This window comes from Neobacillus niacini, from assembly GCF_030817595.1.
GTDB lineage: Bacteria > Bacillota > Bacilli > Bacillales > Cytobacillaceae > Neobacillus > Neobacillus niacini_G.
This window is the reverse complement of record NZ_JAUSZN010000001.1, coordinates 4,809,213-4,832,022: the sequence shown is the minus strand read 5'-3', so window position 1 is coordinate 4,832,022 and position 22,810 is coordinate 4,809,213. Positions and strand designations below refer to the sequence as shown.

The 22,810-nt window shown below is 39.5% G+C and carries 22 protein-coding genes and 1 pseudogene; 1 reads left to right on the top strand and 22 read right to left on the bottom strand.

The window, feature by feature from the left end:
* Nucleotides 1-14: 14 nt before the first annotated feature.
* The 8 genes from QFZ31_RS22935 to QFZ31_RS22900 all read right to left on the bottom strand — a co-directional run bounded on the left by QFZ31_RS22935 (nt 15) and on the right by QFZ31_RS22900 (nt 7,736).
* Entirely contained in the window at nt 15-563 is a 549-nt protein-coding gene (locus tag QFZ31_RS22935; protein ID WP_307307322.1) for an HAD family hydrolase, read from the bottom strand.
* Nucleotides 563-1,570, bottom strand: coding sequence for a Gfo/Idh/MocA family protein (locus QFZ31_RS22930; protein ID WP_307307320.1), 1,008 nt, complete (start codon nt 1,568-1,570; stop codon nt 563-565). Before QFZ31_RS22930 ends, QFZ31_RS22935 begins: the two co-directional genes overlap by 1 nt.
* Nucleotides 1,570-2,628, bottom strand: a complete 1,059-nt coding sequence (locus tag QFZ31_RS22925) for a Gfo/Idh/MocA family protein (RefSeq protein WP_307307318.1) — start codon at nt 2,626-2,628, stop codon at nt 1,570-1,572. The genes QFZ31_RS22930 and QFZ31_RS22925 overlap by 1 nt, the downstream gene beginning before the upstream one ends.
* A 59-nt stretch (nt 2,629-2,687) precedes the next feature.
* Nucleotides 2,688-4,226 carry an extracellular solute-binding protein gene (locus QFZ31_RS22920; RefSeq protein ID WP_307307315.1) on the bottom strand — a complete coding sequence of 513 codons (1,539 nt, stop codon included), beginning with the start codon at nt 4,224-4,226 and terminating at the stop codon, nt 2,688-2,690.
* A gap of 52 nt (nt 4,227-4,278) precedes the next feature.
* Nucleotides 4,279-5,133, bottom strand: coding sequence for a carbohydrate ABC transporter permease (locus QFZ31_RS22915; protein WP_307307312.1), 855 nt, complete (start codon nt 5,131-5,133; stop codon nt 4,279-4,281).
* A gap of 2 nt (nt 5,134-5,135) precedes the next feature.
* Nucleotides 5,136-6,110, bottom strand: a complete 975-nt coding sequence (locus tag QFZ31_RS22910; protein ID WP_307307311.1) for an ABC transporter permease — start codon at nt 6,108-6,110, stop codon at nt 5,136-5,138.
* Nucleotides 6,107-6,856, bottom strand: a complete 750-nt coding sequence (locus QFZ31_RS22905; RefSeq protein WP_307307308.1) for a YesL family protein — start codon at nt 6,854-6,856, stop codon at nt 6,107-6,109. The genes QFZ31_RS22910 and QFZ31_RS22905 overlap by 4 nt, the downstream gene beginning before the upstream one ends.
* 196 nt (nt 6,857-7,052) lie before the next feature.
* Nucleotides 7,053-7,736: an MgtC/SapB family protein gene (locus QFZ31_RS22900; RefSeq protein ID WP_307307306.1), complete on the bottom strand. Its 684-nt coding sequence runs from the start codon at nt 7,734-7,736 to the stop codon at nt 7,053-7,055.
* A gap of 396 nt (nt 7,737-8,132) precedes the next feature.
* On the opposite strand from QFZ31_RS22900, the gene QFZ31_RS22895 reads away from it, so the two are divergent.
* Nucleotides 8,133-10,523, top strand: a complete 2,391-nt coding sequence (locus QFZ31_RS22895; RefSeq protein ID WP_307311753.1) for a glycoside hydrolase family 95 protein — start codon at nt 8,133-8,135, stop codon at nt 10,521-10,523.
* 99 nt (nt 10,524-10,622) lie between these two features.
* On the opposite strand, the pseudogene QFZ31_RS22890 reads toward QFZ31_RS22895, so the two are convergent.
* From QFZ31_RS22890 to QFZ31_RS22825, 14 genes and pseudogenes are all read right to left on the bottom strand, one after another.
* Nucleotides 10,623-10,794 (bottom strand): annotated as a pseudogene (locus QFZ31_RS22890) (type I phosphomannose isomerase catalytic subunit); the annotation flags it as partial.
* Between the two features lie 64 nt (nt 10,795-10,858).
* Nucleotides 10,859-11,383, bottom strand: a complete 525-nt coding sequence (locus tag QFZ31_RS22885) for a type 1 glutamine amidotransferase domain-containing protein (protein ID WP_307307303.1) — start codon at nt 11,381-11,383, stop codon at nt 10,859-10,861.
* A 122-nt stretch (nt 11,384-11,505) separates the two neighbouring features.
* Nucleotides 11,506-12,417 (bottom strand): ketose-bisphosphate aldolase, encoded by a 912-nt coding sequence (locus QFZ31_RS22880; protein WP_307307300.1) that lies wholly within the window; start codon nt 12,415-12,417, stop codon nt 11,506-11,508.
* Nucleotides 12,418-12,442: 25 nt separating this feature from the next.
* Nucleotides 12,443-13,294, bottom strand: a complete 852-nt coding sequence (locus QFZ31_RS22875) for a class II fructose-bisphosphate aldolase (RefSeq protein WP_307307297.1) — start codon at nt 13,292-13,294, stop codon at nt 12,443-12,445.
* 27 nt (nt 13,295-13,321) lie between these two features.
* Nucleotides 13,322-14,407 carry a PTS fructose transporter subunit IIC gene (locus QFZ31_RS22870; RefSeq protein WP_307311750.1) on the bottom strand — a complete coding sequence of 362 codons (1,086 nt, stop codon included), beginning with the start codon at nt 14,405-14,407 and terminating at the stop codon, nt 13,322-13,324.
* Nucleotides 14,408-14,425: 18 nt separating this feature from the next.
* Nucleotides 14,426-14,743, bottom strand: coding sequence for a PTS fructose transporter subunit IIB (locus tag QFZ31_RS22865; RefSeq protein WP_307307295.1), 318 nt, complete (start codon nt 14,741-14,743; stop codon nt 14,426-14,428).
* 12 nt (nt 14,744-14,755) lie between these two features.
* Complete coding sequence (locus QFZ31_RS22860) at nt 14,756-15,235, bottom strand: PTS sugar transporter subunit IIA (protein WP_307307292.1); 480 nt, start codon at nt 15,233-15,235, stop codon at nt 14,756-14,758.
* 14 nt (nt 15,236-15,249) lie between these two features.
* Entirely contained in the window at nt 15,250-16,761 is a 1,512-nt protein-coding gene (locus QFZ31_RS22855) for a BglG family transcription antiterminator (RefSeq protein ID WP_307307288.1), read from the bottom strand.
* Between the two features lie 262 nt (nt 16,762-17,023).
* The gene (gene manA / locus QFZ31_RS22850) at nt 17,024-17,968 is read right to left on the bottom strand and encodes a mannose-6-phosphate isomerase, class I (protein WP_373459876.1); all 945 of its coding nucleotides are present in this window, start codon (nt 17,966-17,968) and stop codon (nt 17,024-17,026) included.
* Nucleotides 17,969-18,106: 138 nt separating this feature from the next.
* The gene (locus QFZ31_RS22845) at nt 18,107-18,970 is read right to left on the bottom strand and encodes an ROK family protein (protein WP_307307285.1); all 864 of its coding nucleotides are present in this window, start codon (nt 18,968-18,970) and stop codon (nt 18,107-18,109) included.
* Between the two features lie 784 nt (nt 18,971-19,754).
* Nucleotides 19,755-20,969, bottom strand: a complete 1,215-nt coding sequence (locus tag QFZ31_RS22840) for a sensor histidine kinase (protein ID WP_307307283.1) — start codon at nt 20,967-20,969, stop codon at nt 19,755-19,757.
* A 101-nt stretch (nt 20,970-21,070) separates the two neighbouring features.
* A complete protein-coding gene (locus QFZ31_RS22835) occupies nt 21,071-21,436 on the bottom strand; it encodes an aminoacyl-tRNA hydrolase (RefSeq protein ID WP_307307280.1) in 366 nt (121 codons plus the stop codon).
* A gap of 107 nt (nt 21,437-21,543) precedes the next feature.
* Complete coding sequence (locus tag QFZ31_RS22830) at nt 21,544-21,708, bottom strand: hypothetical protein (RefSeq protein ID WP_307307277.1); 165 nt, start codon at nt 21,706-21,708, stop codon at nt 21,544-21,546.
* Nucleotides 21,709-21,817: 109 nt separating this feature from the next.
* The gene (locus QFZ31_RS22825; protein WP_307307275.1) at nt 21,818-22,780 is read right to left on the bottom strand and encodes a helix-turn-helix transcriptional regulator; all 963 of its coding nucleotides are present in this window, start codon (nt 22,778-22,780) and stop codon (nt 21,818-21,820) included.
* Between the last annotated feature and the right edge of the window lie 30 nt (nt 22,781-22,810).

Sequence of the window (22,810 nt, the reverse complement as noted above, 5' to 3'; positions counted from 1 at the left end):
TCGCTACTATCCTACTAAATCGTAGATTTTCTCAAAGATAATTCCTCATTAAGCTTTTCCGCCAACTCTATTAACTCCATGGGTTCATGGATGGTATACGTAGGCTGTTCCTTTTCATCTGCAGGCGTCTTCGTATATCTTGGCGCCCAATCCATAAACACATTCTTAATCCCCAGTAAGTTTGCTCCTTTGATATCTCTTCTTAGATTATTTCCAACCATAACCACCCGGTCAAAGTCTTTTTCCGAGAGATCAATCGCGCCAATCGCCGCTTTAAACATCCGGGGACTTGGTTTTAATTCCTTGATATTTTCGGAGTAAATCATCGCCTCAAAGTAATCATATAAACCATGGTCGGTTAACATATTTTTAAAAGATTGTGCTAGCCCATCTGCGACTAATACGAGTCGATAACCTTTTTCAAATAGGGTTTTCACCATCGTATCAGCCCCCGGAATCACATCTGCTTTCACCACTACATCATGTTGATCCCTGATTTCTGTTCCTTCATCGATAATCGTATCTCCACAATCCAAGAAGATGATTAATTCCTTTTTTTCCATCAAACAGCACCTCCATAATCCGCTAGTTCAACTCTTCTGCCCTCTCGATGTGATACGAGTGCCGCTTCGTTGATTTGTGTCAATCGCCACATATCTTCCCGCGTAATGGCCGGCTCTGTTCCATCTTTGATTTGCTTCACCCACTGCTCCATGGCACTAGGCAATTTCGCTGGCAGTTCTGCCGGAGTGGTCCATTGACCATCCTGTACATGAATGCTCTTGATTTTCAGACCACCTTTTTCAATGATGATTTGCCCATCAGTCCCGTGCAGTTCCAGTCTAAAGGAGTCATTAGAACTAAAACCTGCTTCGATAATGCCCAAAACGCCAGATGAATAATCGACTAAAACAGCAGAATTATCATCCACTCTATGCCCTAGCGTTGCCTGTAACCTTGCATACACGCCTTTCGGTTCACCAGCAAAACGGTTAGTTAAATAAATGGGATGTGCACCCAAATCCATCAACGCTCCGCCGCCGCATAATTCAGGGTCAAAAAAGTAGGGCGGAAGTTTGCCATATGGTTTCCCCTCGAGCGGCAGCCCCATCGTATGAGCGAGGCGGCAGCGGACCAGGTTTAGCCTTCCAAGTAAACCTTCCTTCACAGCCTTCTGGGCATACAAGTAATAATCATCACTCAGTCGCTTTAACGATAACATCAAATGTACTTCGTTTTCGTCTACAGCTGAAAAGATTTCTTCGCACTCTTTGATGGTAAACGTCAATACCTTTTCACTAAAAATATGCTTCTTATGTTTAGCTGCTTCAAGCATTACTTGTTTGTGCATATAAGTCGGTGTATCAATAATGACACCCTCAATATCAGGATTGGAAAGCACAGCATCCAAATTCCCCTCAAAAGGAACCCCTAATTCGCTTGCCCATTGTCTGCCTCTTTCAGGCTCTTCATCCCAAACCAATTTAATCTCAATATCAGGGTTTGCCATGGCCTCACGGGCGTAATCATTCGCATGGACATGCCATCGACTCAACATCGCAACGTTCATTATACTTCCACCCCACTCAACGTAATCGCTTTGTTTTCTCCCGCAGATTGATAAATCGCCTGTACAAGTTGCTGTAAAATGGCCCCTTGTTCAGGATTGCTGCTTGGATGAACTCCGCCAAGGCAGCCATTAACAAAGGCCTCTATTTCCTTATCCCGCGGCTTTTTCCCCTGTAAATAAACAGGGGTCAAGTCCACTAATGTATCATGCTTTTCTTGATAAATTTTCAGTGGAAATACCTTCGCGCCACCTTGATCGCCCAATAACGTCACCTGCATGACATCATCTTCTTCAATATTGGCTGCAAAGGCTGTTTCCAACAGAAGCGATGCCCCATTCTTGAATTTGATCATTCCAACTGCCAGGTCTTCGATGGAGAAATTCTCCCAATCCCAAGGACCGTTCAACCCCACGCCAGGCTTGTTGCCCAGTTTCTGATAGGTGCTGGCTAAAACGGTTTCCCCTTCAGGATAACCCATTAAATAAAGGGCCGTGTCTAACATATGCACACCAATATCAATGAGTGGACCGCCGCCTTGGAGCTCCTTATTGGTAAATACCCCCCAGCCTGGAATTCCGCGTCTTCGCATCGCCGTCACTTTAACGGTATAAATATCACCCAGTTCGTTGGCATCGACAAATCGTTTTAGCGCCTCCACTTCTGGTGTATAACGATAGTGGAATCCAAACGTAAGAATCTTTCCTGCTCTCTGTGCAGCAACAGCCATCCTTAACGCCTCTTCATAACTCATCGCTGGAGGCTTCTCGCACAGGACATGGCACCCAGCCTCCAACGCTTTTAACGTTGCGTCACAATGAAATTTATTGGGAGTACAAATACTTACCGCATCCAATTCCACTTCATCGAACATGTTTTCATAGCTTTCAAAAGCATATGGTATCGAAAACTGATCTGCACATTTTTTGGCCTGCGCAAGATTAACATCACAAACGGCCACAATTTCAACAGTATCAGAGCACTTCAAGTAAGCTGGTATGTGCGCTCCCATGGCAATACCGCCAGTCCCAATGATTCCAACCTTCAACTTTTCTACCATTCTATCTCCTCCTAAACATGATCAGATCCTAAGAAACTCTCAGGATCTGATATACTGGATTACTTTTTCGCTTTGGCCTTTTTGTAAGCTTCTTCATATTCCTTTGCAATTTTATCGCCGCCGCGACTCTTCCATTCTTCTACTGCCGCTTTCCAGCCTTTTTCATCAATTTCACCCATGATGAACTTTACGTGTGCATCATCGAGAATCACCTCTAGCTGCTCACCCATTTCTAAATACGTATCCGAAACAATGGACAGTGTTGGATCTGAAACCATATACTTCTCGTTTTCCTTTGTTAACTCCAATTCAAGTTCAGCCAATGGTGTCAACGTGCCTTCGATCGCATTGTCAAGTGGAGGAAGAGTGGCTAACGGAGCACCATAAGCACCTACATCATCCATGTTCGTATCTGGAATTTTTTCCGCTTTTCCGTCGACCACATTATAATGGACACCTTCAATACCCCACGCTAGTAGATTGGAACCTTCTTCACTTGCAAGTTTATCGAAGAATCCAAGGGCCTTTTTCAACTCTTCCTCTGTTTCGAGGCTTGCTTTAGGGAAGAGGAAGAACCCGTTATGTCCGCCTTCCGCAAAAATTCGTTTTCCTTTCCCGTTCTCAAGAATGCTGAACATGCTGAACTTTGCATTCGGATTGGATTTCTGGGCACCTAACTCTATATTTTGAGTAGAGTTGGAGGTATCTATCATGACTCCGGCTTTACCCGTTTCAACTGCAGCGGTCCATTCTGGACGGTCGATAACCGTAAAATCTTTATTCATAAGACCTTCATCATAGAGCTTTTTTTGGAATTTAATTGACTCGAAAAATTCATCCGTGGTAACATCTCGAATAAATTTGCCGTCTTTCGTTACTTCCCACTTATTAGGGGCGCCAAAGAATGGTGCATAGTACGTAAATGGCTGACCTTGGTTCATGACAATCCCGTAAGTATCGTCCTTGCCATTTTTGTCAGGATCATCGAACGTGAAGGCACGTAACATTTTGTGGAACTCTTCGATGGTCTTTGGCTCTTCCATGCCAAGATTCTGCAGCCAGTCTTGTCGATAGATAAAAACCCTGCGCGCCATTGGACGAACCCTTGGCACACCATATGTTTTTCCATCATATTTTATATTTTCATAGATTTGTTTATTAATTTTTGAAAGGTTTGGGAACTGATCTAAATAAGGTCCAATCTCCCAGAAAACCCCGCCTTGTACTGCATTTAACACATATGGATATTGCTGATGTCTCCTTGGAATCGGAACCGCATCAGGAAACTCACCCGAAGCAACCATAACTGGAAGTCTTTCTTCAAAAGCAGTACCTGGTAACGGATTAACCTTTAAGTTTGTGTTCGTCATTTCTTCAATAATTTTCTCGACTTCGTTACCTTCTTTTGGGAATTCAACGCCATCAAAGTTAAACATTAATGATAGCTCAAACGGACCATTGTCTGATTTGCCTTCTTTGCTCTTCGTACTACTTGCTTCATCTCCTGAGCACCCTGCTGTAAAAAGTGTTAATCCTAATATTGCACTACTTAATAAACCCAATCTTTTTTTCTTCTTTAACCCCTTCAACATACTCATAATGATTCCCCTTTTTCGAATGGATTTTTATTTAAATGGTGAGGGAATGAACTCACCCTTTTACCGAACCTAGCAGCACACCTTTGGCAAAATGCTTTTGTAAAAATGGATACAGGATGATAATCGGAAGTGTCGCAACGACGATTACCGCCATCTGTATCGCTTGTCCGTGATAAGGAATAGTTTCAATCGAAGTAGAGTCTCCAATGGCCCCCGAACTCAAAATAATCAGCTGCCGTAAAATAACCTGAACGGGATATAATGCAGGGTCAGAGATGTAGAGAATTGCATTGAAATATTGATTCCAAATCCCGACTGCGTAAAACAAGCCAAACGCAGCAAGTGCTGGCAGTGATAACGGAAGGACAATACGGAAGAGTACCGTCAGTTCATGCGCCCCATCAATTTTTGCCGACTCCTTCAGTTCATTCGGAATGCTCTGGAAGAAGTTCTTTAAGATAATCAGATAAAAAGCACTAATGGCATTTGGAATAATTAACGCCCATAAGGAATTAAGCAAACCTGTCTGCTGGACGACGAAGTAGGTCGGGATCATCCCTCCGCTAAACAACATCGTAATTAAAACCATCATTAAGAAGAAACTGCGTCCTGGCAGCTGGGTATGTGACAAAGAATACGCCATCAAACAGGATAGAGCTAATTGGACAAATGTACCTACTAAGGTTACAAATATAGAAACGAGTAAACTTTTCGTGAATGTATCCGCTGAAAAAATATATTGATACGCTTCGGTCGTAAAGCTTTTAGGAATTAGATCCGATGTGGCACTAAAAGATGTAACGACAATATAAACAAAGGGCAAAAGCGAGACTAAACCTACAAGTAAGAGAAACGTATGATTAAAGATATCGAAAATCTTACTGCCCAAACTTCTTGATTCTATCATCTCTAATAGACCCCCTCTTCTCCAAATTTTTTCGCCAGCCAGTTTGCCCCTAATACAAGGACGAAAGCGACAGCTGACTTAAACAACCCTACTGCTGCACTGTAACTAAATTGTCCCTGCTGCATCCCAACTCGGTAAACGTAAGTATCAAATACCTCACCGACTTCACGATTCAGTGCATTGACCATAAGGAAGATTTGTTCAAAACCTAAATCTAGGAAATTACCAAGACGCAGGATTAACAAAATCACAATCACGCTGCGGATGGATGGCAGGGTAACATGCCATAGCTGTCTCCACCGAGAGGCACCATCCATACTTGCCGCTTCGTATAAATTAGAATCAACGCCGGCTAGTGCCGCTAGGAAAATAACCGTTCCCCATCCAGCATCCTTCCAGACCATTTGCAAGACAATCATCGGCCTAAACCATTCCGGATCGGTTAAAAAGTCAATCGTTCCGATTCCTAATTTTTCAAGGATGGCATTGATGATTCCTCCTTCTGTCCCAAAAATAATATAGAAGATCCCGACAACCACAACCCACGATAAGAAGTGTGGTACATATACAAAGGTTTGAATCGTTCTTTTATAAACAGATTTTCGAATCTCATTCAGCATAAGCGCCAAAATGATCGTGACGGGAAAGAAAATCAGAAGGTCCAGAACCGCGATAATTACCGTGTTTTTCAATAACATCCCAAATTCAGGTTCGGTAAAGAAGCGCTGAAAATGTCTGAACCCAACCCATTCGCTTGCCCATAACCCTAGATGGGGTTGATAGTTTTTAAACGCCATCAACATTCCCCACATCGGTACATACTTGTAAATGATGAAATAAAGCAATCCTGGAAGCATGAACAGATATAACCATCTTTCCTTCCAAATCCGGACAGCCAATGGCTTCTTGGTGGCGACAATAGGTTCTGTTGCCACCGTTTCAGTTTGCAGGACGCCCTTTGTTATGACTTGACTCATCCTCTTTCTCCTCTCTCTATTAAACTTCCTCTAGTACTGGAAGGGTTTACATTTTTGTCTTTCGCTATTCCAACCAAACCTGCTGCAAGCTGCCGTAAGCCCTTGATTACAAGGGGAATCAAACCGCTTGATTTTTTTTCAAGGAGTAAAAAAGCATAATAAGAGATACCCATGATCACCAATGCTAGCATACTTACAACAAATACTGGGATAAGGCCCGGGATGAAGATCAAGAATAAATAGAGTAAATAAATAGAGACAACCATGATGATTGTTAAATGAATATTCATGATGCCAATCATCAGAGCGTATTTAAAATACTGAGACAGCTTCAAATCAAAATGAACGTAAACGGGTACAATGTAGAGACAAAGAATCCCACAGAAAAAGCTCATCATTAAGTTAAGGGAAACAAACACGATATAGATGATAGGATTTTCAATCACATGTAAATACTGATAATTTACATATAGAATCATTCCGATAATGGCTAGAATGAATCCGATTACATTTGATTTGACAAATTCTTTTTTATAAGTGGAAAAAAAAGTTTTTCCTATCGGTATTTCTTCTTCCAGCTTCAGCCACTTTCGTGCAATCGTAAAGGTGGCAACGGTAGCAGGCATGACCCCAAATACACCGAATCCTAATATACTAAACAAGATCCAAAGTATATTGAGATAGGCCAATTTCATTGCCCACTCACTAAATCGAAAAAGGCCTCCCATAAATCCGCCCATCTGCATATAATTTTCACCCCCCAATGAAATTTTTAAAAATTCTTTCTGGATTACTCAAAATATAAAACGCTTACATATCTGCAACAATATTCATTTTTTGTAAGAGTAAAACCCAGCGTTCTTTGTTTGCTTATAAACGTTGATTTTACAGGAAAATAGGCACTATTTTGTATGAGTGGTACATTCTTGCACTGGCGTTTTTTTAATTGCTTCCAACCTCCAGAACATTGATGTCCCTTATTTCTCTAATACTCGTAAAAATTTCAGAGGCATTTTTCTCCTTTGGAACCTTCAACACCAATTCCATTTCATACTGGCCTTCCTGCAAATCTTTAATATACACATCGTTGACTTTATAGTTTTGGATTTTCATTTTTTCAATGATTCTTGAAATATCTACCTGGTTAAAGATCAGGAATTTCACTTTTAATTCTTTAGAAGATTTCGTCGTAGGCATGAACAAATGGACAATAACCGGCAATATCTCCAGTGAGAACAAGATAATTCCTATACTGATGAAAGCCTCATAATAAAATCCTGCACCAACCGCAATGCCACAACCTGAAGCTCCCCATATAATGGCCGCCGTCGTTAAACCGGAAATTTCATTATTTCTTCGTCTTAAAATAACCCCGGCACCCAGGAAACCAATCCCACTGATCACTTGGGCAGCTAACCTCATCGGGTCTGTTCGGATGTTTGAATTCATTTTGCTATACATTTCTGCAGACTCAATTGAAACAATGGTAATCAAACAACTGATCACAGAAATCACCACGCAGGTTTTTAACCCTAATGGCTTTTGCTTTAACTCTCTTTCCAGCCCCATAATAATCCCTAATACCGCTGCCATTCCCAAGCGAATACTTACTGCCTCTAAACTCATTTCCCCTCTCCTTTCTATTTACCAATGCTTCAATGTGGCGGCGGAAAACCCCGTTCCAATGATACCTACTTTTACTACCTGCAACATTTATAACCTTCTCTTTTATTCCTTGAGTAAACTATAGTGTTGGTTCATCCTTTCAGCAACAGGACATTTTTTCAAGCGCTTTCATTATTGGTTTTTTGGGGGATTTCTCATTTATTTGCATGAGAGGTATTTTTTTGCAGTACACACTTCAGAGATGATCACTTCCAAGTAAGCTAAAAACATGAAATAGCATGGGAGGAATTAGAACTGTTCACACTGAATAGATAATGATAGTAAGTTAATAGATGGGGATTTTTCTAAAGAGGAAGAATGGAATTGGAAACCACCAAAGTAGGGAGAGAATCAATGATGAAGTTACGATACATACAGCCGGCGAATTCGTGGAATGAAGCACTTCCAATCGGTAATGGACGTCTGGGTGCGATGATTTTTGGAGGAATCGAAGAAGAACACTTGCAATTAAATGAGGATACCTTATGGTCAGGAGCACCAAAGGATTTCAATAATCCGCTAGCAAATGAACAGTTGCCAAAGGTACGTCAGCTGATATTCGATGGGAAGTATGAAGAGGCTGATCTTTTAAGCAAGAAAATGCTCGGGCCGTACACTCAATCGTATTTGCCGCTCGGGGATCTGTACATTCATTTTCAACATGGTGGAAGTGTTCAATCCTATGAGCGAAATCTTGATTTAAAAACAGGGACGAGCCATGTTGAATATGTGATGGATGATGTTACATATACTCGTGAAATGTTCGCATCTTATCCAGACCAAATAATTGTAATCCGTCTTCAATCTAGCAAACCGGAGTGCTTACATTTTACAGCAAGTTTAGGCAGCTCATTAAGGTTTCAGACTACTTCTGAACAAGATCAATTTATTCTTAGAGGCACCTGCCCGGAACATGTGGATCCTAATTATTATCATACTGACCAACCTGTACGATATGGGGATCCCGAGACAACGGACGCCATGCAATTTGAAGGGCGTTTAGGTGTAAAAACAGAAGATGGTACCGTTACGGTTGATCAGAGTGGCTTACACGTAAATGCTGCTACCACTGTGACACTTTACTTTAGTGCTGCAACCAGCTTCAATGGCTTTGATAAATCTCCAGCTAGAGAGGGGAAAAATCCTTCTATCGTTGCAAAAGATTTTTTAGAGGCAGCCATGATAAAATCTTTTGAAGAATTACGAGATACCCATATGGAGGACTATAAAGCATTATTTGACAGAGTAGAACTTAACTTAGGACAAAGGATGGCCCCTGTAGGCATTCCGACGGACCAATGGATATTAAACTATGGCGCAAATGACCCTAAGCTAGTGGAATTGCTTTTTCAATACGGCCGGTATTTAATGATTGCTAGTTCAAGGCCGGGATCACAGCCTGCTAATCTTCAGGGAATCTGGAATCAAGAGATTCGCCCGCCTTGGAGCAGTAACTTCACATTAAATATAAATGCTGAAATGAATTATTGGCCAGTAGAAACCTGTAACCTGTCAGAATGCCATCAACCACTTTTAGACTATATTGAAGAATTGGCGCAAAACGGGAAGGAAACGGCTTTCGTCAATTATGGCTGTCGGGGCTGGACCGCGCATCATAATGCAGACGTATGGCGTCAATCCGCACCAGTGGGCGATTACGGTCATGGTGATCCCGTTTGGGCTTTTTGGCCCTTAGGAGGCGCCTGGTTATCCCAGCATTTGTGGGAGCATTTTAACTTCGGGAAAAATGAGGCTTATCTTCGGGAAAAAGCCTATCCCATTATGAAAGAAGCAGCACTTTTCTGTCTGGATTGGTTAATTGATGATGGGAACGGGAATTTAGTTACAGCTCCCTCGACATCGCCGGAACATAAATTTGTTACACCAGAGGGAAAGTTAGCCGCGGTCAGCATGGCCTCAACAATGGACATGTCTTTGATTTGGGATTTGTTCACCAACTGTATAGAGGCCACTGAAGTATTAAAGATGGATGAAGAATTTCGAAAAGAATTAAGTGCAGCACGTAAAAAACTATTCCCGATGCAAATCGGCTCTGATGGGCGTCTTCAAGAATGGTTTAAGGACTGGGAGGATGAAGATCCATATCATCGGCATGTATCGCATCTCTTTGGAGTTTATCCTGGACGACAGCTTACCGATTCGGAAACAAATGAATGGTTTCAAGCTGCCAGAAGATCGCTGGACCTTAGGGACGATGGAGGAACTGGATGGAGTCTGGCCTGGAAAATTTGTTTGTGGGCCAGATTTAAAGATGGTGACAGGGCAAATAAATTAATTTCCAATCTCCTGCAGCTAGTGACAGAAGATAATACGGTCTCTCGTAAGGGAGGGGTCTATGCAAATCTTTTTGATGCGCATCCTCCTTTCCAAATTGATGGAAACTTTGGATTCACCGCGGGGTTAGCGGAAATGCTTGTTCAGTCACATACTGAGGAAATTCAATTGATTCCTGCACTTCCTTCCGGCTGGTCAAGTGGATATGTAAAGGGATTACGGGTCCGAGGAGGATTCGAAATTGATCTTAAATGGGAAAATAATAAAGTTGATGCTGTAGAAATTCATTCCCATTTAGGTGGATGGTGTCAATTGCTTATAGACCAATCAGTAGAAGTAACAGAAGATGGGAAAAATATTCCGATTATAACAATGGATAATGGAAGAATTTCATTTGGTACAGTTGCCGGTAAAGTTTATACCATTAGAAGAAAGGATGTCAGCCTTGCTTAGGTAAGGTTGAAAGCCTTATAAATCACAGAAGTAAAAAGGCGTAAAGGACCTTCATAAAAGTCCATTTACGCTTTTTATTTTACTTAATGTTAGGAGTAACACCGTTTCGGCATCCTCTTTATAATCAAGAATATACCAACATTCCGTTTTCACTAACTCGCTTTTTTTCATGGATCTTTGCATAAGTATCCTCTGGATGTACTTGGACAGACAGATCCATATTTGCATTTAATATTTTCGTTAATAGTAGAAAAACCTCTACTTTTGGATTTCTATCAATTCGACAAATATGCTATTTCCAGATTGGCGTTCTAATATCTCTTTTAATTACTCATTTACTTTTGTTCTAAAACATGGATAAATTCCCTCAAATAATCAGGGAGATCAGGCGGACGGCGGCTTGATACGAGGTGACCATCTGTGACGACAGGCTCGTCATACCAAATTGCTCCTGCATTTTCCATATCATCCCGTATCCCAGGTGTACTTGTTACCCTTTTTCTATTTAGAATCTTTGCTGAAATGAGCACCCAGCCAGCATGACAAATTTGGCCAATTACCTTTTCATTTGCACTCATTTCCTGTATTAAGGAAAGTACTTCTGGAAAACGACGGATTTTATCTGGAGCCCATCCACCTGGCACTAATATTGCATCATAATGATCAGCCTTAACATCGCCATACGCGTAATCCGATTGGGCAGGAACTCCGTACTTCCCAATATATTCTTTTCCTGCCTCTTCTCCAGCAAGATGGACGAGTGCTCCCTCTTCCCGAAGTCTATAAATCGGATACCAAAGTTCCAAGTCTTCAAACTCATGATGCACCAGGCTAATAATTTTCTTTCCTTGTAATCTCATATCATCCCATTCCCTTCTTATTTAATAATCTGCTATCTCAATCTCTGCAGTGGAGAATCAAAAAGAGTCCACTAGTAAACCATGTGGATTCTTTTTGAGTTAACTAATGGTACTCAAACCTATTAGTAAATGCCGCCAACTGGAACTGTCTCTTCCTGTTTACGTGAAGCTTTTTCATATAGTTTTGCTTTTCCTACTGAATTAAAGAGGTGCATTTTTTGGTTAATTACTTTCCTTGCTTCCAAAATACATTCTGGATAGATCACATTTGGATCCCAATATTCAGTTGTGCTCAGTATTTCACGAGCTTTCTTAAAGTAAGCATGTTTCATATCACTAGATATATTAATTTTACTTACTCCTAGTTTCACAGACTGTGCCACTTCACTATCCGGGTTTGAAGAACCTCCATGAAGCACCAATGGGATACTTACGAGCTGATTAATTTCTTCTAAAATATCCATTTGTAATTCTGGCTGGATATGCTTTGGATAAATCCCATGAGCTGTACCAATCGCAACCGCTAATGTATCAACGCCTGTTCTTTCAACAAAATCCTTTGCTTGGGCAGGGTTTGTGTAGGTAACCTTGGTTACTCCACCTTCCACTGAATTTCCTGTACTTCCAATAGTCCCTAATTCTCCTTCAATCGATACACCTACTGCATGAGCAATTTCAACGGCTTGCTTCGTTAATGCCACATTTTCTTCATATGGAAGCAGCGAACCGTCAATCATAACAGAGGTAAAACCACATCGAATTGCTCTTAAGATCTCTTCAATCGAACCACCATGGTCGAGATGAATAACAAATGGTACAGGACTTTCATATACACGGTGCTTCACATAAGAGAAAAATTCATCCGTCAAAAACTCCAATTCCGATGGATGGATCGCAATGATTGCAGGTGACTCAGCATTCTCTGCCTCTTCCACAACGGCTCTTAAAAATGAACTATCCGCTACGTTAAATGCTCCAACGGCAAATTGGTTTTCCTTGGCTACTTCCAATAATTGTTTCATCGTTACTAACATAATCAACACTTCTTTCCTTGTTTTTTTATAAAGATTTACCAGTGGATTCTGCAAGATTAATATAATACTTAACAGCTTCTTTACCAGCATCAATGGTACTGTGGATTAAATCATAGAGATTAATGGCGGGATCTCTCTCTACCTCATATCTAATTTGATCAACTTGCGCTTTCATAAAATCAGAACCGACATTAATTTTATTAATCCCTAATTCAATAGACGTTCTAATATTCTCCTCACCGCAGCCGGATCCTCCATGCAGCACGAGCGGAATATTGGTTTCCTTTTTAATTTTTTCCACTATATCAAAGTGAAATTTAGGAACAAACCCTTCTGGATAATTCCCATGACTAGAACCGTATGAAATTGCTAAAGCATCTACACCTGTTTTTTTAACAAATTCAATCGCAAGTTCAGGGTCAGTATGCATACTATCGCCCGTCATGATATCACCAGCTGATCCAATGTTCCCCACCTCTGCCTCAACACTTGCGTTGTAGGTTTGAGCAAACTCAACCATATTGCGCGTAATTTTAATATTTTGATCAAATGGGTATGCAGATGCATCCATCATGACACTCAAGAAACCATCTTGTAAGCACCTTGTAACAAAACCAATATCCTGCCCATGGTCAAGATTAATCGCCACTTCCACACTTGCTTCATTGGCCATCCGAATAATTGGCTTGGTTAATAAATGGCTGCCTAAGTGATCCTTTAAATGATCTTGCAGCAAGCTGATAATAACGGGTGCCCGCAACTCTTGTGCCCCTTGAATGACTGCCTTAGCTGTCTCAAGGTTAAAACAGTTAAAGGCCATAACCGCATATTTTCCTTCATTGGCTCGTCCCAGTATCCCTTTCATCGAAACGTACATGTTGCCACCCCTCCACAAACCATTTGATTATGAAATCTTGATACCAGATAAGTCCATTTCATCTTCTTCCTCATCCATTGAAAAATCTTGATTTTCAACCGGCTCTTTTTTCCATAAAAATAGCATGACTCCTGTAACAGTAGATCCAATAAATAAAGCTAAAGTGAATAACAATGGATGGGTCATTGCAGGGACGATAAACATTCCGCCTGATGGAACCGGTGAACCTACATTCCACATCATCGATAAGCCTCCGCCGACAGCAGCTCCTAATGTACAAGAGGTTACGACACGAAGTAAATCAACCGCTGCGATTGGGATAACACCTTCTGTAATCATGCAGACACCCATTGGAAAGGCAATTTTAATATTATCTTCTTCTTTTTTCGTATAGCGCTTCTTCCGAAGGGCTTTCGCCAAAATCCATGAGATGGTGACTCCAAACGGAGGAACCATGGAAGCTAGGATTTTAACGGCTTCAGGTTCATAAATTCCTTCCAGTAATAGGCCATCTGCAAATAAGGAAGCTACTTTGTTAACAGGTCCGCCGAAATCAAAAGCTGCCATTCCACCTAAGATGGCACCAAAGACGAATTTCATCGATCCTTGCATGTTTGTTAAGAAAGAGGTTAATCCATCCGTTGCCCATACAATCGGAACACCTAGGACGAAAAACATTAACAACCCTATCACCACACTAGAAATTAACGGAATGATCATCATAGGCATTAAACCTTCTGCCCACTTTGGCACCTTTAGATGATTTTTAAGGAAAAGAACGAAAAATCCGACGATAAAACCGCCTAGCATTCCACCTAAAAACCCTGCACCGATCGCGTTAGCAATCAAACCCATTAATAGACCTGGCGCAATACCTGGACGATCGGCAATGGAGTAGGCGATTGCTGAAGAAATGACCGGCGCCAATAATCCCATTCCTAGAACACCCAGGGAAACGAGCGCGGACGGAATAGAGAAGCTTTCTTTATAATTTTCAATCACCGTACCGCCTGTTAGATTTCCAATGGCAATCAATAGCCCTGATGCAACAACGAGAGGTAACATATAAGAAATGGCAGTTAATGCATGCTTTTTAATTTGCAGCTTCTTCAGCATATGAGCTCCTCCTTATTATTTGTTAGCGCTTAATTCCATTTCAATTTTTTTATATAATTGCTTTGGTGCTTTAATCGCAATGTGTGTCGGGATTTCAACAATTCTTTTTCCTTTAAAACGCTCCTTTCCGCTTACCTTAATATCGGCAGCGATAATAACTAAATCAGCAGCCTCAATTTCTTGCTTGGTTAGTTCATTCTCGATTCCAATGGTTCCTTGCGTTTCAATCCGGACGTTATGGCCTAGCTCTTGACCAGTCCTGATTAATTTCTCCTTTGCAATATACGTATGGGCAATACCTGATGTACAAGCTGAAATTCCTACAATATTCATTACGATTTCCCCCTACAGATTATTTTTGGACAATAGATTAATGACCTCTTGCTTTGTTTCTACTATTTGAAGGCTCTGAAGAACTTCATCATCGGCTAATAAAGTGGCCACTTTTTGTAATAATTTAATATGGACCGTAGTGGCATCAGATGTTTTCACTGCAAATAAGAGAATAATATTGATTGGATTGTCATCCATCGACTCCCACTCCACCGGCTGTTTCGTTCTGCCGATAGCCAAAGTGGTTTTAATAACGCTTTCTGATTTTCCATGCGGAATGGCTATTCCCTTTTCAAGCCCTGTCACCCCTTCTTGCTCACGATATAGCACATCCTTAATGAAACCTTCTTCACTATCAATACACTGATTTAGATACAGTAAATGTGTTAATTCCTCGATGACTTCCATTTTCGTCGTTGCCTTTAGGTGTAAATCTATTAAATCCTCTGTGATGACCTTAGTAAGATCCAATTCCTCCAACTTCGTTTCCAATCTCAAATCCCCTTTCAAATAACTTCTGCCTTTTGTTTCTTATAGAAATGACCAATAAACTGATCAATTTTCATCTTATCTTTATCGTTTAAAATCGGGCTAACCAAAATAGTAGGCTTATCGATGATGCTATGGGTTTTCACCGTTGAAATCACCAGTTCCACATCTTCATAATCGCTTTTTTGGAGTCGGTGCTGGGCAACAATCCTTTTGATTTCAATGTTTGGAAATGTTTTCTTTATCTTTTCACTCAACAAATGAGAAGTTCCTATTCCACTCGTACATTCTATTAAAATAGGAATCCTTTTTGATAGCCGGTCTTCAATTGAAATTTGAAAGTATAACGTGACATATCCAATTTCTTCATCTGATAAATTTTTTACAAATTTTCCGTTTTTATTTACCTGGTTGATACATTGTTTGACCATTTGGAAAGCATCACGAAAATTTGTTTTTATAGACTCTAAAATAGGATTCACAATATAAATATCGTGGTTCAAGCGGTACACCATGCTGTGAAGATGACAGGTTAACTGATCCTTTAATAATTCCTCATCTTCCAGGTTATGGCCTATTCTTTCAGATATCTTTATCACTAGCTGTTTGGAAAGTAACTTCACCTTCTCGTTCATGATCTGTTCTGTATCTTGATTCAGCAGAAACCTAGAAGTCAGTTTATACGCTTTCAAAATATAGTACAGCTTATGGACCTCAAACTCTTCCATTTTAAAAGAATAAAATAACTCCACTTTCCTGACCAATTCAACCGTAATATGATAGGCTTTCGATTGTTTATCTAAAGCTTCAAATGATGCTTCCCTATAGAGGTTTTGTGAATAATTAATATGTTTCTCAATAATGCATAGAAGGTTGCAAAATAAAGTTAAATAGAATGGCTGATCTAAAAGGATTTCTTGTTCCTCCTGAATTTCATGAAGAAACTTTTTGATTTCACACAGCCTAATGTACTGATTTCTTACCTCTTCGATAAATGTTGGGATGTGATATTGGCTAAACGGATCGCCTGATTGTTTCAAAAAACTTTGTATCATAACGGACATTAATCGGTTGATTGAAAGCTGATGTCCGTCAATAAAAGTCCCGTCGTTCCCCTTTAATAATTGAAGGTTATAAGGTCTAATATTTTCCTCAATAAATTTGAAATCATTAATGATAGAACTTTGGCTTACAAAATATCTTTCTGATAACTTCTGGATGGAAGTTTTCATAGGTGCAATCGAAAGAAGATACAGTAATAAATTGATCCGCCGTTCTTTAGAACTGTTGAAAATATCCTGCTCGTCTTTCTCAACGTCGTCATTTGGTGTAAGTAAGTATCCGAGGTTTTCTTTCTTGGTGAGGGAATAGTGCTTCATAGGATGGTCTGATATTCTTTGTATATCCCGATAAATCGTTTTCGTCGAAACAGACAATTGAGTAGACAAATCGTTAGCCGTGACATAATCACTTCTATCTTTCAATATTTTAAGAATCTTATGTTGGCGTTCATTTAACTCATATGCCATTCAACTTATCACCTCTTTTCTATGTCTTTATGATACGGGAGTGAAAACGCATACACAATTACAATTTTCTGAATTTTTCTATGTCCCTATTAAAGTGCGGAACACCTATTTTCCTTAATCAATACCGCTGACACAGGCATTTCCTTAAGGATAAATAACTCCACAATTTGTTCTAATCCTCCCTTGCAATCTTTTTATTAAGAAAATTGAAATAAAAAAAAACGTAAAGGACCTTCATAAAAGTCCATTTACGCTTTTTCTTTTACTTATGGGAGACAATGAATTCGCAATCTCCTTCAATCATGAATTCTCCTAAACCAACAGGAATAATGAGATGTATTCCTTTGTTTAGGGTGTAACGTTCCCCATTATGAACAAGGCTTCCTTCTCCATTAATCACGCTCATCAATACATACTGATGATCATAGGAGAAAGTAGACTTACCGTTAATATCCCATTTGTAAACAGAGAAAAACTCTGATTCTACGAAGGTTGTAATCCTAACATTTTCTTTCTGCTCTACACTTGGAGTAACACCCGTATCCTTATGCGGAACAGTGGTCACATCAATTGCCTTTTCCAAGTGAAGTTCACGCAAGTTTCCATTTGCATCCCGACGGTCATAATCATATACTCTATACGTCGTATCAGAACTTTGCTGCGTTTCTAGCACGAGTGTCCCTTCACATAAGGCATGGATCGTCCCACTTGGTACATAGAAAAAATCTCCTGGTTTAATCTTTACCCGACGGAGCAGATCATTCCACTTACCCTCGTTAATCTGTTCTATTAACTCTTCTTTTGACTGTGCATTATGACCAAAGATCATATCAGCATCTTCTTTACAATCAAGAATATACCAGCATTCCGTTTTCCCTAACTCGCCATTTTCATGAATCTTTGCATAGTTATCTTCTGGGTGTACCTGGACAGACAGATCCATATTTGCATCTAATATCTTGGTTAACAGCGGAAAAACCTCTTCTTTGGGATTTCCGAACAGTTCTGGGTGTTCCCTCCATAACTCATCCAATCCCATTCCTGCATAGGGACCATTTTCAATAATTGATGGTCCATGTGGATGAGCAGAAATCGCCCAGCACTCTCCTGTATTTTCATTTGGAATCTCATACCCAAAAGCTGTATGTAAGGCTGTACCGCCCCAAATTCTCTCTTTAAAAACTGGCTTCAAAAATAAAGGCTGCAATAAGATTACCTCCCAGAAAATGATATTTATATACTACCATAATGCGGTGATTGGTACCGATTTTCATTTGTTTTCATAAATTTTCGCCAAATAAAGGTGTAAAGGGCTGTTTTCAACAGGTTCCTTACGCTTTTCATTTTATCTCTCTTCTATCGCTTGTTGGGCTAGTAGTAAGGCTCCTATGATTCCGGCATTGTCCCCTAGTCCTGGGCGAACAATGTATTCAGACATTTCAGGTAAGGTGACGTAATCGTTTAAGAATTCTTTCAAATGTTTATAGATGGATGGTAAAACCTGCTCTTGATGCATGACTCCACCGCCGAGAATGATTTTCTTTGGAGAAAGGATCAGCACATATTGCATCAAAGCCTGAGCAAGATAGTAGCCTTCCATTTCCCAGACTTCTGGCCTTCCTACAAGGTTTACACCTTTTTCTCCCCAGCGTTCTTCTATGGCGGGACCCGCTGCAAGTCCCTCTAAGCAATCATGATGATAAGAGCACTTCCCGTGATAGGTATCATCTGGGTGCCTTCTGACAAGGATATGCCCCATTTCAGGATGCGACCACCCTTGAAGAAGTTTACCATGTACCATTGCTCCTGCTCCTATTCCAGTCCCGACTGTTATATAGAGGCAGCTATCCAGCCCTTTGGCTGCTCCATAAGTCGCCTCCCCTAACGCTGCTGCATTAACATCTGTATTGAATCCGATAGGTACACCAAAGGTATCTTCTAAGGATTGTACGAAAGGATAATTTCTCCAGCCAGGCTTAGGCGTAGAGGTTATATTTCCATATGTAGGACTATCTCTATTAACATCAATCGGTCCGAAAGATCCTACTCCAATTCCCCTAATAGGATATTGTTTAAAAAATTCAGTAACCTCAACGATTGTTTCAGCAGGGATTGTGGTTGGTATCTGGATACGTTCAATGATCTTCCCTGTATCATCCCCGACAGCACAAACAAACTTCGTGCCACCTGCTTCAATTGCACCCAACATATACATTCCTCCATTTGGTTTGTGATTATACCCATTATACTAAAGATACGTTTTATGGAGCATAATTGGATAGCAGAACATTCAAATAACTACAAATTTTTTTCTCTATCTCCTCTAGAAAACCCATCATAATAGGAAAAACAACATTTTTAATCAATCGTTTGATTAAAATGACGATAAAGCTCGGTACTAAAAGATGATTTCTGAATAAACAATAGGATGAATTTTGTCGATTCCGTTCGTTTAATGATTATGGTTATATTCTGTCTGATGCTCATATATACATCATTACAAAAATTCGCTTCTGAAGACTCATCCAATAGCGATACTGGGTCAAACGGTTGAAGGTTCCGTTTTTACCATAATGTTGCTCCTTATCCAAATGCTCCACTATTGCATTCGATTTTTTTTATAAATATGTTGGTTTTTGTACCTCTTTCCAGGGTCATAGGCTATTTTATTATCATGCAACAAAGATAAGCCAGTGATAGAAACAATCACTGGCTTGTCTTTGTTTATCCTCTATATTTGGTGCTTATCTTGTAAATCACTAAACTGTATCAAGAGTATATGATCACTTGGTACTCATTTCCTATTATATTATAAGTGAATTCAATTGTTCTCACTACAGGATACTCCAACATTCATCATTTTCAGGGAAATAATTCGTCGAAATATCCTATTTTATATAAAAAAAAGCAAAATCACTTATGGTTTAAACCATGCCGCGATTTTCCTTTTCTACGACCTGGGATTCTCCTGTGATAACTAGTAACAAAGATTACTAGGAAGGTTTGGAAGTGGGAAAACGTATCGTGACTGCAGTTCCATGACCGATTGAGGATTGAAAGTTAATCGTGCCATTAAATTTTTCCACAATGTTAAAGCAAATCATCATCCCTAACCCAGTTCCTTTACTTTTTAATGAATAAAAAGGAGTACCTAAAGATGCAACTTGCACTTCTGACATTCCTTGTCCATGATCAATTACTTGAATGACAACGAAGTCTTTTTCCCTTCCAGCTGTCACAAGAACTTGATCACCAATATTGGAAGCCTCGATTGCGTTTTTAATAATATTTATGAGTAATTGTTTAAATTCAATGGTGTTAGCTGAGATGGTACAATCTTCCGTTACTTTTAGTTCAATCCGATTATCATGTAAAAGTCCATAGGAATGGAGTAACTCCGTTACACTCTGGACAACGACTTTTACATTAACATTTTCAGTTACATTCTCTTTATCTGGTTTAGCAACCGATAAAAATTGTGAAATAACTTGTTCAGCCGTATTTAACTCATCAATCATCAAAGTAAACTGCTCTTTCCGGTCAATGCTATAGGAAGAATCTTTCTCAAATAGTTGCAAAAACCCTTTCACAACAGTCAATGGATTTCTAATTTCATGTGCAACAGCAGCTGCAAGCTGACCGGTTGTCTTCAAACGCTCAGAATGCTGAATTTGTTCATAATATAATTGCTGTTTTTTAATTCTTCCATTCGTTAGATAAAAAATAAAATAGACAATAATCTGACTCGCAACAAAGTTAAAGAAATTTCCAATTGGATCCTCTTCAATAAAGGGATATTGCAGTCCATCAACCAACAGGATATATCCATATATAATCATTATTGATATAAAGTTTAATAACAAGGAAAAATAAAATAGCTTTGAATCAAAATATAATATAGAAAGTGCTGGAATAAAACATAGAAAAACAAAGGTAGAAGACGTTTCTGGGTAAAAAAGGAAAAGTATATAAAAGTAAACGGATGCAACGCTTATGATAGTCAATCTTAGAATGGCCGTACCATTCTTAGGATAAAGCAGTAAACAAACAGACAGAATACACACCAGAATACTGTGGGATATGTAAACAACCCCAAATTCACCAAAACGCGGGTTATCAATCAACAAACCAGAAATCATAATAGCGATTACAGTCCACGCCACAATATAATATATTTTTTTATTAAAACTATTCGTAATCTCCTTCATACAAACCCCTTTTGTAATAATCTCACACATATACCACAGGAACGGTTCTCATGGTTCATTGGAAATATAAGAAAAATACCGCAAGAACCGTCCCCAATGTTCTAGTTTTTAAGTAGAGTTAAGTGCCCGATGATTTCCTTCGCTTCTGACTTTACCATCGGTGGAAGTGCAATAACAGTTAAAGAACCCGATTTAACCTCGGTTAAGCCACTATCACGAATACTGAAAAATTTTCTTTTTTCTAACTTTTCAAGCTCGGTTTGTTTACCCTTTAATATAATTTTCTTCATTCCACTCTGTACCCATTCTACGAAATCATCATGCTTTTCATGAAAAGGGGATTGCGAAGACATCAGGTTAATCGTACTTAGAGTTGCAGCATGAGCCACTTGTGCAGCTGTTTTACCTGTCGACATTTTTAAGTCTTGATTTACAACAAAATATTGAACAAGATCTCGTTTATCCATCTCTATTATCAGTCCTTCTTCGATATAACTTGTTCTAGGTAATTTAAATATTCAATATACTAGTTGATCGTCCTAGGATAATGATTCGTCGTGTCTTTATAATGGTCTTATATCCTTTTAAACATTTGTTCATCTATTACTTTTTCCCCGTTATAAATCTTCTTCTGTAAATTTACTAATCTGTTATAGTATTGTCCAGCCGACTTTTCATTTATCGGTCTTTCGTCGGTATATCGTTCATGTCTGATCTGAAGATATTCAATAAAATCCATATAGAACCTCCCATATCTCATCTCAGGTATATTTTACCATAACATATACGTCTAAAATATAATGATAAGGTCAACATACTGTATCTAAATAAGGTTTAATTAGCACCGCTTATGAGCAAAATAAACATAATCTCTCTTGTAAACCTTCTAAGACTTCTCCCGGCACTTCCCTGACCTTGATATCCTCACCTAAGAAAAGCAGCCAACTTGTCATTTCGGACAATTCTTCGGGATTAGTAACGTTGATGAATGTTTTTAGAATAGCTGTGGCTTGATAAGGATTCGTATAGGAAAGTGATACTTTTAAAGGATGGTATTTTTTAAACTGAGCAATCGCTTTTGGTCCTAGTTCAAGAACAAGATTAATCACTTCTTCCTGCTTACTTAGTTTTTCTACTATCTTTTTCTTACTTAATCTTTTTTTCGTTGGGTAGGGCTCAACATTGGTGAGATTGTCGACATTAAAAATCTGCTTCTTTTCTTCCTTTAAGTCAAAACCTTCAATAAGCCACAGGCTTTTTTCACGATAAAGGTTCAAGAGATACATGGGATAAGACTTTATGACTTTCTCTTCTTTTATGGTAATCAATAAATATCGATCTAAAAGAAGGATTTGGATGAGTTTTTCTAACATCGGGTGAGGGAGGTCTGACAGATCAAGCAGGTCAGGATTTTTCGGGTTGGTCCCTTCAAATAGCAATATTTGATTTAATAGAACAAGGTCATCTTGCTGGTTTTCTGAGATGAGGCCTAGTAATTTTTCAGCTAAAGATTGACGACTTTTTAAATAGGGAAGTTGCTGGTTTCTTGTGGCCATAAAGGCAATAAAAAGAGCTTTGACCTCATTATCAGTAAAGCGGACATCGGGCAGGACAGAGTTGTGCATGACAAAATAGCCCCCATCCCTTCCAACTTCGGCAACAAGCGGCATCCCCATGGCTTCAATTTCTCTGATATCTCTAATAGCGGTCGAACGAGAGATATTAAATTCTTGCATGATTTCAGAAATGGTAAAGTGGGAGCGGTTGTTGATATACCGCATGATGGTATTGATCCGTTCAACTTTTTTCATTCAGCTACGCACCTCCTAAACAGTATCACT